The organism is Candidatus Nitrotoga arctica (genome assembly GCF_918378365.1).
GTDB classification, from domain to species: Bacteria; Pseudomonadota; Gammaproteobacteria; order Burkholderiales; family Gallionellaceae; genus Nitrotoga; species Nitrotoga arctica.
In genome coordinates, this window is the sequence record NZ_OU912926.1 from 352,546 (window position 1) to 366,585 (window position 14,040).

The 14,040-nt window shown below is 48.4% G+C and carries 13 protein-coding genes; 6 read left to right on the top strand and 7 right to left on the bottom strand.

All coding sequences use genetic code 11. From position 1 onward, the window contains the following. Positions 1-51: 51 nt before the first annotated feature. The 4 genes from MKZ32_RS01620 to MKZ32_RS01635 all read right to left on the bottom strand — a co-directional run bounded on the left by MKZ32_RS01620 (position 52) and on the right by MKZ32_RS01635 (position 2,968). Positions 52-918, bottom strand: coding sequence for a pirin family protein (locus MKZ32_RS01620; protein ID WP_239795673.1), 867 nt, complete (start codon positions 916-918; stop codon positions 52-54). Between the two features lie 109 nt (positions 919-1,027). Next, the gene (locus tag MKZ32_RS01625; protein ID WP_239795674.1) at positions 1,028-1,795 is read right to left on the bottom strand and encodes a hypothetical protein; all 768 of its coding nucleotides are present in this window, start codon (positions 1,793-1,795) and stop codon (positions 1,028-1,030) included. Positions 1,796-1,931: 136 nt separating this feature from the next. Further along, entirely contained in the window at positions 1,932-2,333 is a 402-nt protein-coding gene (locus tag MKZ32_RS01630; RefSeq protein ID WP_239795675.1) for an ExbD/TolR family protein, read from the bottom strand. A 5-nt stretch (positions 2,334-2,338) separates the two neighbouring features. Then, positions 2,339-2,968, bottom strand: coding sequence for a MotA/TolQ/ExbB proton channel family protein (locus MKZ32_RS01635; protein WP_239795676.1), 630 nt, complete (start codon positions 2,966-2,968; stop codon positions 2,339-2,341). A gap of 544 nt (positions 2,969-3,512) precedes the next feature. Between MKZ32_RS01635 and MKZ32_RS01640 the strand changes: the two genes are divergently transcribed. The 6 genes from MKZ32_RS01640 to greB all read left to right on the top strand — a co-directional run bounded on the left by MKZ32_RS01640 (position 3,513) and on the right by greB (position 10,638). Next, a complete protein-coding gene (locus MKZ32_RS01640) occupies positions 3,513-3,707 on the top strand; it encodes a hypothetical protein (RefSeq protein ID WP_275584308.1) in 195 nt (64 codons plus the stop codon). Positions 3,708-3,728: 21 nt separating this feature from the next. Continuing rightward, a complete protein-coding gene (locus tag MKZ32_RS01645; RefSeq protein WP_239795678.1) occupies positions 3,729-4,646 on the top strand; it encodes a class I SAM-dependent DNA methyltransferase in 918 nt (305 codons plus the stop codon). 197 nt (positions 4,647-4,843) lie between these two features. Continuing rightward, positions 4,844-8,176, top strand: coding sequence for a hypothetical protein (locus tag MKZ32_RS01650; RefSeq protein WP_239795679.1), 3,333 nt, complete (start codon positions 4,844-4,846; stop codon positions 8,174-8,176). After that, a complete protein-coding gene (locus MKZ32_RS01655) occupies positions 8,173-8,625 on the top strand; it encodes a response regulator (protein ID WP_239795680.1) in 453 nt (150 codons plus the stop codon). Before MKZ32_RS01650 ends, MKZ32_RS01655 begins: the two co-directional genes overlap by 4 nt. After that, positions 8,622-9,863 (top strand): phosphorylase family protein, encoded by a 1,242-nt coding sequence (locus MKZ32_RS01660; protein WP_239795681.1) that lies wholly within the window; start codon positions 8,622-8,624, stop codon positions 9,861-9,863. Before MKZ32_RS01655 ends, MKZ32_RS01660 begins: the two co-directional genes overlap by 4 nt. Positions 9,864-10,068: 205 nt before the next feature. Continuing rightward, positions 10,069-10,638, top strand: a complete 570-nt coding sequence (gene greB / locus MKZ32_RS01665; RefSeq protein ID WP_239795682.1) for a transcription elongation factor GreB — start codon at positions 10,069-10,071, stop codon at positions 10,636-10,638. Between the two features lie 92 nt (positions 10,639-10,730). On the opposite strand, the gene MKZ32_RS01670 is transcribed toward greB, so the two are convergent. From MKZ32_RS01670 to MKZ32_RS01680, 3 genes are all read right to left on the bottom strand, one after another. Continuing rightward, positions 10,731-11,363 carry a YchE family NAAT transporter gene (locus MKZ32_RS01670; RefSeq protein ID WP_239795683.1) on the bottom strand — a complete coding sequence of 211 codons (633 nt, stop codon included), beginning with the start codon at positions 11,361-11,363 and terminating at the stop codon, positions 10,731-10,733. Between the two features lie 64 nt (positions 11,364-11,427). Next, positions 11,428-12,714: an RsmB/NOP family class I SAM-dependent RNA methyltransferase gene (locus MKZ32_RS01675; protein WP_239795684.1), complete on the bottom strand. Its 1,287-nt coding sequence runs from the start codon at positions 12,712-12,714 to the stop codon at positions 11,428-11,430. A gap of 98 nt (positions 12,715-12,812) precedes the next feature. Further along, positions 12,813-14,030 (bottom strand): DUF3108 domain-containing protein, encoded by a 1,218-nt coding sequence (locus MKZ32_RS01680; RefSeq protein ID WP_239795685.1) that lies wholly within the window; start codon positions 14,028-14,030, stop codon positions 12,813-12,815. Between the last annotated feature and the right edge of the window lie 10 nt (positions 14,031-14,040).

Consider the following 14,040-nt stretch of genomic DNA (forward strand, 5'->3'; position numbering starts at 1 on the left):
CACCGTCAGAATGAAATGCCATGCCGGTCGGGATGACCAGCATGGCACGAACTAGTGAGAAATCTGCGCGAAGCGCCCGCTGTTGAAGTCCGTGATAGCCTGGACAATCTCCTCTTGACTGTTCATCACGAACGGCCCCTGCCCGACGATCGGTTCGTCAATTGGCTCGCCGCTAAGCAGCAGCACCACCGCTTCGTTGTTTGCTTCGATAGACACGGCGCTTCCTGCGCGATCCAGTAGCACCAGCTGCGCCTCGCGTGCGACGGTGCTGTCGTTGACCAATATCGTGCCTCGCAAAACGATAAGCGCCGAGTTCCAGCCATCCGGCACGGACAGCTCACAGACCCCCCCCTGATTCAGACGCAAATCCCACACTTTCATGGGCGTGAAGGTATGTGCTGGGCCGACATGCCCCTTGTAGTCACCTGCAATTACCCGCACCGTGCCAGCACCGTCAGGCAGAGCTACAGCCGGGATGTCGCGATTGAGGATGGCTTGGTAACCCGGCGTGGTCATTTTATCCTTGGCTGGTAGGTTCACCCACAATTGCACCATTTCCAACATGCCGCCGGAGCGAGTGAACGCCTCGGAATGAAATTCTTCGTGCAGAATGCCGGCACCAGCCGTCATCCACTGCACGTCTCCGGGGCCGATCACACCGCCTTGACCTGTGGAGTCGCGGTGCGCAACCTCGCCCTTGTAGACGATGGTGACGGTTTCGAAGCCACGATGTGGGTGCGGATCTACTCCACGCGGATGGTCTACAGAGCTGAACTCGGCCGGGCCGGCGTAATCCAGCAGCAGAAATGGGCTTAGCTGCTTCCCATGGGTCTGGTAAGAAAACATCGAACGAACGGGAAAGCCGTCTCCGACCCAATGCGAGCCGGGCGCGTTGTAAACACCGAGGATACTTTTCATGGCCATCTCCTTGTGATAGTGACAAATTAGTTGCCGGCAAGCTTCTCATGTAGTTAGTGATATTCGAATTTTGACTATCCTGGAATCGTACTAAACGTATGAAGAGACCTTAACGTAATAGCTGGTTTCTTTGAAATCCTGAACCAGGGCCAAAAAACTCAACCATCAAAAAATCTTCAAGCCCCTCATTATCTTCCATACGTGCTGACAGGACGACAACGCGGTTGAGGCGGTGTGATTCCCAATTAAAATCTCCTTTGAAATGTTTACGAATCAGCTCGATCATTCTGCGAATAATTGCGCGTTCTACATCCCCATTTAACCCGGCATCGACTTCGATAACCTCGCGCCGAGAATTGTTATAGTCTGTTGTCCAGCCTCGAAATGAAAATTGAGCGGTCCTGACCCCCCTACTGATAATTTGAAACACACCGCTCGTACCTTCTGGCTGCAGGTTGCGCCTGATGTTAGCCATCCTTTTTTCGTCAGCTGAAAGCTGGCGTGGGTTAGACAGGGTTTCTGTATTTTCTCGTTCATCAGAAATCTCGGCTGCCTGACGGCGTGCTCTGGCGGCATTAATATAGCTTGCCAAATCGGTGGGAGGCGCTGAATGTGGAGCTGGGGGGATCGCTAATGGGACCTCAGTTTCTGTGACTGTTTTTTCCGGTAAAGGTTTAATCGGTATTTCTGGTTCGATAGGCCGAGGTTGAGGCGAAGGTGGCGGTTCATGTTTCGGCTCGGGCTCAGGTTTGGGTTTAGGCTCAAGTTTAGGCTCAGGTTTAGGAGGTTCAATCTGAGAACTCGATTTTGGGGTAGAGGATTCTTGTTCGGGTTTTGGGTCGGGCAATTCTACAAAGCGTGCATCAATTGGCGGCAAAGAAACAATCTCTTCCTTGGGAGATTTCAGGAAATAGCCAAATTCCCAAATGAGGACCAGCCAAATGAGGGCCGCCAGTGGTATTGGCCACCAGAATCGAATCTCCTTCGATCTTGATTCGGACATGCTTACCACGTCATTTATGTTTTACCGCAATCAAAAAATGTTCGGCACCGGCGGATCGAGCCTGCAACATCGCCTGCACTACCATGCCTTGCGGTGCTTCGTTGTCTGCTGATACGACCACGCTTTGTTGTGAAGCGTGTAACAGCGGCTTGAGCGTGGTGGCCAGGGTTTCCAGTGTTACGGGAACACGATTGATAAAGATTTTGCTATCACCCGTCAGGGTCAACGTTACCGGTGCGTCAGCACGGAGCTTTTCGGCTTCTCCTTGGGGAAGATTCACCTGCAGGGAATCAAGATTCTGCATCGACAATGAAGACAGCATGAATGTCACCAGTAAGAAAAACATCACATCAATCATTGGAATGATCTCAATGCGCCCCTTGCGATACGTTCTGGATTTACGCAGTTTCATGGGCGCTATCCCTGCTGATCCAAACGGATGTGATCAATCAGGCGTGTACCAAGGCGCTCCATTTCATCCATTGTTTGTGATTGCAGACGAGAAAAATAATTAAATCCAAATAAGGCAATCAGCGCGATTAATAAGCCGACAGCAGTTGCAATAAGTGCCTGAGCAACGCCTCCGGTCACCCCTGTAGGATTGACGATGCCGCTGCCTCCAATTATCTGGAAGGCATGCATCATTCCAATAATTGTTCCCATCAGTCCCAGCAAAGGCGCCGCGGTGACGATCGTTTCTAACACCCATAACCGACGTGCGAGAGATGTTTCAATCACCAAAGCTTCATCAGCTGCACGAGATTCAGTCCACCATGAAGGTCGATGTCGGTTGGCGATCACCACCTCAAAGAACCGCTTGTAGTAATGACGCTCGTTCAGCCCGGAAAGTATCTTTTCCAAGTCTTCCCATGCGAAACCATAAGTTTCAACAAGGTTTAGCAAATCATATGAAAGTCGTGCATAACGCCAATAGAGAAATGCCTTCTCAAGCATAATGGCTAAAGCGATTATCCCCAGTAAAGACAATGGCAGGATAATCATCCCGCCGAGTTTAAATGCGATCCAGGCTTGTTGTAGTTCTTGCATGGTTATCTCCAAATGAAAGGGATAATCCCCATTTGCTTGTTAAAAAGCTTATTGATTACCAGGAAAATTTTCGTCGTGGTCCAAACTGAGATACATCTGTTCCAATTTTAATTCCCTGAACTTTCTCATTTTACTCAACTTTAGACATTCAGCCTTCATCTTTGCGTCAATCGAACGATGACACTATTAAGCTGAAACAATAATAACTCTTGCTACCTGCTACTAATAGCTGCATTACACCCGCAATCTTGGACCGTCTTGTTTCTGGAAGATGAATATCGAGGGCTTCTGGTTGAAACCGTCCCTCTAGATGAATCTATGCCTAGGATTGACGTGAGCGTTCAGACAAAGGTGTGTTTTGAACTTGTGAGATAGGCAAGATTTAAATCAATCAGGCCTTTCGGTATAACGTAATATTCACGCTTGTGTGTTAGCTTTCGACGGTTCAAAGAATTAATCAACGTTAATGGTCAAATTGCGGGTCGATCATGCGTTGCAAAAATTGCTGTCATCGCACAACTGGTCTGGACCATAGCGCGATTGGCTGAAAAAAATCGCTGCACAAACTAAAGCCAATTTGCTGGTGGATCACTCCGCACTCGATGATCCAAACCTCATCTTCAAGTGTGAAGGAGGTGGCTTTACTCGGCTCGACAAGATATTTAACGGACAACTCCAGCGAGTGCTGGAAACCTTCAACGAATTCATCTGGAAAGATGGCGAGGCCAATGCGGCCTAACTCGCACGGAAGCTGAATCATATGACCACACACGAAATCGTCGGCAAACTCTGGAATCTATGTAATGTCCTCAAGGACGACGGCGTTACCTATCACCAGTACGTCACCGAACTGACCTATCTGCTGTTCCTGAAAATGGCTCGAGAAACAGGCGAAGAGAACAAGCTGATACTCAAGCGTCCAGATAAAAACGGCAAATTAAAAATTGTACAGGGTGTGCTGTGGGCAGATTTAGTCAATGCTGCAGCACCGCAACGGTTACGCAGTTATGAGGATTTGCTTCGCGACTATGCTCGTTACGGAGTTGGAATAGTGCAAGAGATTTATGCCAATTCCAGTACCTTCATAAAGAAGCCTGCTACGCTTTCCACGCTGGTGACTGACATCGATAAGCTCAATTGGTACAGCGTACATCGCGAAGACCTGGGGGATCTCTATGAAGGCTTGCTTGAAAAAAACGCCAACGAAAAGAAATCAGGTGCTGGGCAATACTTCACGCCGCGTGAACTCATCGACAGCATAGTCAGGGTAATGAAGCCCACGCTTGAGGATGTGATCCAAGACCCGGCAGCTGGTACAGGCGGATTCCTGATCGCAGCCAATCACTACCTGCGCGAACACACCAAGCCGGATGGCTGGACCGAAGCGCAGCAAAAGAAATATCACAACAGCACCTTCTATGGCATGGAACATGTGCAGGATACGCACCGGCTGGCGATGACGACATACCGTTCTGAATCATACGAAAGCGTACTAGGCAAGGCACCCCATTACCACGGGAAATTCGGAAACAGAGCATGGATCAGCCAGCATGGTTTTGAGGCGTGGATGTTGTTCAGCCTTGGACTTCACTACAAAATCAGGTTTGTAGTTGGGCTGGGTGTCGTAACGCGAGCGCCAAAAAGTACGCTTCAACTTCAAGGATGCGGAACACGGTGAGTCGATCAAACACGAAAACATCGGCAACGCGACGCATACGCAACTCACACAGTGCATCGAAACCAACAACGCCGCTCAATCGCCTACGAGGCGCAATAGGTGAGCGCAAAAATTGGGGATGCATACACAACGCGCTGGATAGTGTGAAAAACGACGGTTCTTCGCGCGACTTTGATCGACTGTATAGACTAAGCGCTATGAGTGCCTTGACTGCTGTAGCTATTGCGGCAGCCAAACCAATAAGGAAAACTAGTCAAATCCAATCTGTTACACCATTGGACACTATTGGGATTTATCAAGAGATTGCATGGGTTACAACAGTACTTGCTACAAATTCAAAGTTAATAGCCAAGTTTGTAAAGCTCCGGAATGAATACGTGGTGGCGCTGAGCAACGGAGACTATGATGCAGCTGAAGCTTGTTTAGCCAAAATCGATAAAGATTGCGGATTTTCATTGTGGGCCGTTGAAAATAGGATTGCAGTCGCCACCCTTTCTGGGGGTTTTGAACGGCAAAAATCCTACATCAACAGCATACTCTCGCGTGAGCGTCGAACATTCGTTGCCTTTTTCGCAAGCAACATCGGTGAAAGGAATGAATCTCGGGTTAGTAAGTTTAGTTTTGAAACTCGCCTTCGTGAGAAAGCCAAAACTTGGAAGATAAAGTCAGATCAACAGACATACATTTTCTTTAAGCTAAAAGGGGCGAGTTCCCTGACGCCATTAGAAGCCGCCGATATTCTAAGTTTTGAAGCGGCTAGCTCCCCGATAGATCTCTATGAAACATTCTTGGAGATTATGATAATCATTAAGGACTCGCTTAATAGGAATAATGAGCGGGTCCTAATGCAGCTGAGAAAACTCGGAAAAATCGCAGATCACTGTCTAGACAATATAAAGTTACTGTATTCCGAAGATCTGCCAAACTCCATTAATATTGCTGAGTATCTAAATGCGTTTCTTAGTGGCCAATACCAAAAGGCAGTTTGTTTAGCTGAAGAGCGGCTAATCGAACAACCTGCGGATCCCATGACACTATTGATCGCCGCCCGATTGACGGCAATGGGGTATCCGGTGTCGGCCGGGAACAATTGTTTTGTTGATCACCTTCTTTCACTGTTAAGCGCTTTTCTGGCGCACGACAAAGGGAGCGATGAGGCGACTCAATCACTTGAGCGGATTGCACTGAATTTCCGAAGCCTACCCATTTCGTCGAGCGTCAATAGTCTAATTCAAGAAACTAGCTTTGACTTACTCGGGGATATCGCTACTGCAACTGCGGTGCGCACCCAATATAATTCACTACCCGTTTGCCTCTCGCTCGTGGATGCGAGTAGGAGAAAACAACTGTTAAATAGCCAAGGTTTCCAAGACGCTACGTGGCACTACGAAATAATTGCTCATCTTGGTACCGTCAACAAAGTTGACGAGCTATCTTCCGAAGCACGTGACTACGCTTATATAAGCTTTAGCCGAAGAAACGGGAAGCCTTCAAAAGCGTTTTCCCATTTGGAGCAACTCGCAAATTCAAAAAATCTATATTTGCAACAAGAGTCGTCAATACTTCGAGCGTGGTTTCTATACGACGATGGCGACATTCAAGGCTCGATCCTGCGTACTGTAAATGCGGCTGTATCAAAACCGACGTTGTTACGATCACTTCCTCTTATCAAATTATTCGAGCACCGAGGATTTCGTGAATTAAAGCAATTAGAGCGTGAGCCTTGCCTTTCTATAGGGCTATTTTTATATATCAGCCTAACTCGAGAAAACACAAAAGACGTTGCGCTAAAGGTTGCTTGGAAGCAATTTCACAAAGTCCATGGACTAGTAAAACCCTCTGAACTAAAAGCGAGGTTTTCGGAATTCAATTCGGCTGAACTTCTGTTTTTTTTGCGCAACGTATGTACTCAGGAAATCATGGAGTTAAGCTCGGCATTTAATAGCCCAGCGGACCTTGATAGAGAACGCCTCCAGATATGTATTGCACTTTCTGAACTGGATTTGGATCGCACTAGCGATTACGACGACGAAATCATCGAGCTGACGCGACGGCTCTCCATTGAGGATGGCGTGCAGCAAGTCGAGAGTTCTCGTGTTTACGTCGATTTGCTTGGCTTGCAGAGATGGTGCCATCAAAATCTTAATGAGCTTTTTTTGCGCTATCTAGATTATGCGGGAGCAGGGCTTCAAGCTTCAGCAGAAGATATTGAGCGCAGCATAATATCGATATTTAAAAAAACAGGATTAGATGTTGAGCTTTTGAGTTTTCTCGATGGCTACGATATTAGTGCCGACTCCTTGCTTGGGGAGCTGATCGAAGAGTGTGCTATTCGTTTCCTCACTCTCCCGCGCTTTGGTCTTGATGCATTCTTGGGATCACGTGTTCGCCATGGATCACTTGAGGGCGCTTTTCGTAGCCCACTTGAAACGCGTCATTTAATCACGAAGATTGACTCATCAACTAATCAGTACGAGAGTAATGCATATTGGCTAAATTCAATCGATTCTACAAATGCAGAACAATATGCATCGCTTAACAAGGTGCTGAATGCTTTCTCACTTAGCATTGATACGCTTTTGGATATTGCGATAAGTCGATACGTGCATGTGAGAAGTGCAGATAATCCAGAAGGTTTAATCACGCTATGGCCATCTGATAAAAACGCTCGGCAGCAGCTATTGAAAGCTTGGTTGCTTTCCACAAAAGCAAGTTTGTCGAAGGAGGCCACGATTGAACAATTAGTTGAATTTTGTGTAACAACCTTCTTTTGGCCCGAGCTTAAGAATTCTCTGTCTGTGGCTGCAGAATTTGTCACGATAACGTTGGCTGGACAAATTCATACAGAGCTATGTGCATTAGCTACGGAGGTTCAAAGAATAACACCGAACCATCATGGTCTGGTCGCGCGTATTAACGCAGCAAAGAGTGATATAGAAAGTGCAGCCGCCAAAGTATCAAAGTGGTTTGCTCCACCGCAATTTACAAATATCGGCTCTTCGTACTTGCTTAAGACCGGCATAGAAATTGGAATTACTTCTCTTCGCCATCTTCGGCCACAGCTTGATAATCATGTCGAATGGGATGTCGACGAGCGTGCGAACGTGTTGTTACATCCAACTGCCTTTCAAACGATAAACGACGTCGCGTTTCTCATCTTCGGAAACATCCTTAAGCACTCGGGCTTCTTCGATGGCCACAATACCGGGGAAGAGCGGCCAAGAATCAAAATCTGGCTTAGATGGATGGACCCTGACATAGTTGAAGTTGAAGTGCAGAATGCAATTTCCAGCGTGAAAGATATTGCTCCAATCGAAGCAAATGTTAATTCGGCGAAGGAGCAAATACGGCTTGGTCAATTTGACACAGTTGCCCGACAAAAGAATAAGACAGGGCTTGTACGATTGGCTTCGACACTCAACTATGAAAATAGTGGTGACAAAATCGTTGATTTTGGTGTGATCGAAGGCTCAAGTTTTCGCGTCATGTTCGCCGTTCCGATTTACTTCCTTACCGGTCAGCCTAAGTGACAAAGAAAATATTACTTGTTGAGGATGACTTACCAAAGTTAACCCAAATATCTGAAGCGGTGAGGGAGAATGATATTGAGTTGACTATTGCAAAATCTATCAACGAAGCGATACGGAGGCTGGACGAGTCTGTTTTTGATTGCGTCTTGTTGGACATGTCGCTGCCGACATTCAATGAAGGGGCTAACGTATCCTCTAGTGGACGCCAGCAGGACTTTGGTGGTCGTCAAATTCTGACTTATATGTGGGAGCTAGAAATCAAGTCTCGCGTGATGCTAGTCACACAATTGCCGGGGTTCAAGAATGAAGGTGGTAACGAGGTCAAGCTTAAAGACCTCGACGCTGCGCTGGCGAACGATTTCCCTGGGCTCTACATGGGCTTCACCTATTTTCACCATAGCACCGATGCGTGGGCGAAACGACTAAAGGATTTTTTGGAAAAGATATGAGCAAAATTCTTATCATCGATGACAAGCCGTCAAAATATTCTTCACTTCTTACCAAGATCGATCGATCAATAAATGTAGATCAAGACGTTGTAGTTGCTACAGACATACGGGATGGGTTGGACAAACTTCAGCGGCATTATTTTGACGTGCTGATCTTGGATATGCTTTTGCCAGAAGTACCTTGGGGTGAACCGATCGAAGATGGTGGAGTTCAATTACTTGAGCACCTAGACGAAGATCCGGATTTGAAGCTCCCGAAGTACATCATAGGAATTACAGCGTCAGCGGACTCCATTGAAGCAGTTGAGGACGCATTTCAATCTAAGCCATGGGTACTTCTTAAAACATCAAACGGAGCCCCATGGGAAGAGAGATTGCTCTCACTAATAAGGCATGCTATTGATAGCGAGGCCGCGCAGGATTCTGTAAGGTATCAAACTGACGTGTGTCTTATCACTGCGTTAAGGCATCCGGAATTGGAAGCTCTCCTTCGAACCCCGATTCGATTAGACAATCCTGTTTTGATAGATAGCGCAACATATGTTCAAACAGGAACTTTGGATTCAAATGGCCAACCACTATCGGTTGTTGTTGGCTGTTGCCTTCGCATGGGGTCGACCGAGAGCGCATTGTTGGCAGCGAAACTGATTGAGCGCTTTCGTCCGAAGATAGTCGGTCTCGCTGGTATATGTGCGGGATTCGAGGAAAAGGTGTCCTACGGTGATGTAATCATTGCGGATCCTTGTTGGGATTACACAATGAGCTCAAAAATCACTACAACCCCAGAAGGAGTAACGACTGTCGCAAACGCGCCAGACTCCATTGGGATGGAAGTCGATATTTCCGCTCGCTTTGAGAACTTTTCAACGGATAAGGCTTATCTTGTTAGCTTGGCAGACGATTGGCCAGGCGAGAAGCCACGAAATCCACCCCAGATCGTAGTGGGCCCGTCTGCTACTGGGCCTGCGGTTATTGCTGATGCAACTGTATTTTCCGAAATAAGGAAAACACAGCACCGAGCAACAGTTGGCCTCGAAATGGAAGCTTACGGTGTTTATTGTGCTGTCAGGAGGGCGACGCGTCCGAGACCAATTGTTTTCAGCGCCAAAGGGGTTTGCGACTATGCCAGTTTTTTGAAGGATGACAAGTATCAAAAATACGCTGCATATACCAGCGCTTCAATTGTAAGCGAGTTTTTGCGCCGCCACGGATCAGAAATATGCCGGGCAATGGATTGAAATGAAACAACCTATGTTAGGCGCGCCAAAGCTGGATAAAGCCGTGAATGCAACAATCGATTGCCGCCGATTATGTAGAGCATGCGTGAGTCGATAGCAACCAGTTGCATTCTTCGAAAATTGTCATGTCTGACGATTCTTGATTCGGCATTTAGTTAGAGTTGTCGATGAAAATTATGGAGGCTATCCAAAAGGGCGGACGATCATGAGCAAAGCTTTTACCAAGGAAACGGACGAAAATCCTGACGATGAAGAGGTTCAGTCAGTATCTCCGCTTCCGGCAGGCGTAAAAAATTACATCACCCCCGTTGGTTACCTGCGTCTGAAAGATGAACTTGATCAGCTATGGAAAGTGGAACGCCCCGTGTTGGTGCAAACTATTACTTGGGCCGCGTCCAATGGCGACCGCTCGGAAAATGGCGATTACATTTACGGTAAGAAGCGCCTGCGTGAAATCGACCGGCGCATCCGCTTTCTTTCCAAGCGCCTGGAAAACGCCGCAGTGGTGGATCCGGTGCAGCGAGGATCGTGTGATCAAGTATTCTTTGGTGCGACAGTCACAGTGTGCAGGCAGGACGGTGCAGAGTATATCTACAGCATAGTAGGCGTAGATGAAGCTGATGCCGGGCGCGGATTGATTAGCTGGGTATCACCGCTAGCTCGAGCGCTGCTAAAAGCACGCGCCGATGATGTGGTTATGTTGCACATCCCTGGCGGAATAGAAGAGCTGGTGGTGGTGGACGTTGCTTATCGGGCGATACGTTTTGACGATTGAGTTGTTGAAATAAACGTAAGCTTAGAGGCGCCCTTAAATAGATCATTTTGAACTTTAACAGCAGTGTTCCTCGTTCCACCCGCATGCCCGGATTAGCCAAGAGTAGGAAATAAGCCGCGTATTCCACCCGCAATGAATTCTACGGAAATGGCCGCGAGTACCAAGCCCATTAGCCGAGTAAATACGTCAATGCCTATCTTGCCCAAACGTTGCGCCACCCACGGTGCAATCAGGAAGGCTAACCAGACCGTTACGCTTAGCAACATTATTTCCAAGCTCATGATTAAGTAATGCTCAATGCCGTGCGCCTTGTGTGCTTCCAGTATCACCGCACTGATGGAGCCGGGCCCAGCCAGCAGTGGGATGGATAGAGGCACGATGGCATGTATCGAGCTTGTTTCGCCCTCAGCACCGTCATTATCTGCTTCGATGGATGTGTAGAGGTTGCCATTCAACATTTTGAAAGCCATTAACATCAGCAGAATGCCACCCGCCACGCGAAATGAGCTGATGCTGATACCAAAAAAAGCCAGTAGTGGTTGGCCTATCAATAACGCAACCAGCAAAATAGCGCATACCGCCAGTGATGCGACGCGTCCAACCTTGGCACGTTTTGGCGCCGTCATGCCGGAGGTGAACAGAATGATGACGGGGATGATTCCGATCGGATCAAGGATGGCGAACAGGCTGATAAAAATCTTGGTGTATTCGGTGAAATCCAGCATGGCGCTCAGTCAAAAAAATGCAGCAAAATTGGTCGAATAAATTCCCGGTTATTCTCTTTCAAATTTAGGCAGAAACGACGTTGTTCGGGGCAACTGCTTTGACCCGTTCCAATACCGCTGCGAAGAAGGCATCGGTGTTGTGCAGTTGCGGCAACAGTTGCAGGCACTCTTCCGCTTCCAGCGGGATTTTTTGCTGTGCGAGAATTTCTCCTGCAGGACGTAGTATGAACTCTGGATGGCCGGTAAGAAATGCATCGACTATGGCGCGGTTTTCCTGGGGCAAAAAACTACAGGTGGTATACACCAGACGGCCGCCGGGTTTGAGCAACTTGCTGGCTGAGGCCAGGATAGAGGCTTGCAACTGGGTGAATTCGGTTACGCTTTGAGACGATTGGCGGAATTTGATGTCCGGATTACGGCGTAGTGTGCCCAATCCGCTACACGGTGCGTCCACAAGAACGCGGTCGATTTTGCCAGCCAGACGTTTTATTTTACTGTCGTTTTCATGTGCGATGAGTTGCGGGTGCAGGTTACTCAGCCCCGAACGTTTCAAACGTGGCTTGAGGTTGGCCAGTCGTTTCTCGGATACGTCCAGGGCATACAGCCTGCCCTGAGACTGCATCATGGCACCCAGCATGAGCGCTTTGCCGCCTGCTCCGGCGCAAAAATCCACAACCATGTCATTGCGCTTGGGGGCGAGAAGAAATCCAAGCAACTGGCTGCCTTCGTCTTGAACTTCTATTTTTCCGCCGAGGAATAGCGGGTGCTTGGTGAGTGATGGCTTGTCCTTGAGGCGAATGCCGATGGGAGAGTAAGGCGTGGCTTGCGCGTCCATGCCGTCTGCCTGCAAGGCTTGCAGTACTTCGTCGCGAGTGGCGAGCAGGGTGTTGACGCGTAAATCCAGTGCGGCCGGTTGCTGCATGGAGCGACCCAGCATGAGGATGGCTTCATCCGTCATTGTGATTTGTAGCTGTTCGACCAACCATTCTGGCAGTTCGGCCTGCACTGACAAAGATAATTCGGCAAGATTGATGGCTTTCACTTGCCCCAGCCAGTCGCTTTCATCGCGTTTCAGAAGCGGAGTGAGTTCACGCAGGTTATAGCCGCTGAATTTGATCCAATAAGCCAGCGCCATGCGACGCGGCGTGGCCTGATTGGCGCAGGCATGCTCCAGAAACAGGCGATGACGCAACACACCGAACACAGTTTCTGCTACCAGCGCACGTTCGTTGGAGCCAATACGCTCGCGCTGAAAAAAGTGGCGCAGTACAGCGTCGGCGGGATGTTCCAGCGGCAGAATGCTACGCAGGGCTTGGATAACAAGGTCTAGGCGATATTCGGTCAGTAGCATGGTTCTAAATTAGGGTAAAAGTATTGAAGTGGTGATGGAAGCGATCACAGGAATGGAGGCGAAGTTTACAGGACAGGGCTTCATGACTTTGGAATTTCTTATTCGTCCGCGACACGGATGTCAGAAATAACAACTTCCAAGATCATCCCACCGGAACCTTTAATCTGGCGAAACTTGATTGGCAGTAGGCGATATTCCAGCCCGAGCCAGACTTCCATACCGTCTCCACCTTGGCTATGCAGCCTGCGCAAAGGCAATGCGCGCAACTTGCCCATTTGGGTGACGATTTCCTCTTCTGCACCGATCTCAAGCTCATATTTTTCAAGTTTTTTGCCAGTGGTGATAGCAATTGATATGACTTTATTGTGTAAGGGAAGTCGTGAAAGTTGATACAAAAAGCTCAGGATATCTTGGGCATCGGGGGGTAACTCAGTTTCACCGCCGTGAGAAAAATGTAATTTATTTCCTGCCCAGTTGAAGGTGACATTCGTTTTTTGTTTGCCGCTGGATACATTTTGCTCTTCTTCGTAGCCTTCGGGCTGCAGTCCGAAGGTGCCAGCCTTGCCATGGCTGGTTTGAATGAGTTGGTAGCTTTTGAACAACCGGGCTAGTCCGGTTGTTTGCGTCTCCGCTTTCAGGGCATATTTGTCTCCACTAATTTCAAGCCGGTGGGTGATTTCGCCAATCTGGAAATGGTCCTGGCCCAAATAGACGGCAAACTTTAACTGTGCGTGTTTGGGCAATGGGTGCGCTATTGGTTCGTCCACCTTAGCTACGGCAGATGTCGCTTTAATAGCAGATATTGATACCGGTTCGGGGATGGCTGTTACAGCAGATGCTGCTTCTATAGCAGGTATTGATGCGGGGTTGGGTGTGACTGCTACGGCAGAGGCCGCTTCAATAGCAGGTATTGATACCGGTTCGGGGATGGCTGCTACAGCTGATGCTGCTTCAACAGCAGATACTGATTCCGGTTCGGGGGTAACTGCTACAGCAGATGCTGCTTCAACAGCAGATATTGATTCTGGTTCGGGAGTGGCTGCTACAGCAGATGCTGCTTCCATAACAGGCGTTGCTGCCGGTTCTGGGATGGTCGTTACTATACGCTCAGTTTCGGTTGGCGGGCTTGCAGGTTCAACTTCTGGCAGGGGCGCGTCCGCTTGCTGTGGCATCGCTTCGAGTCTAGCGTTAAGTGGTGGCAGTAGCACCTCGCTATTTGGCAACTCTACATGAAAGAGCCACAGTGCTGCACTATGCAATAGCACGGAAAGCGCGATGGCAAGAGTGATGCGGCTGGTGGGCGTGCCAGAATTCATTTCATAAATA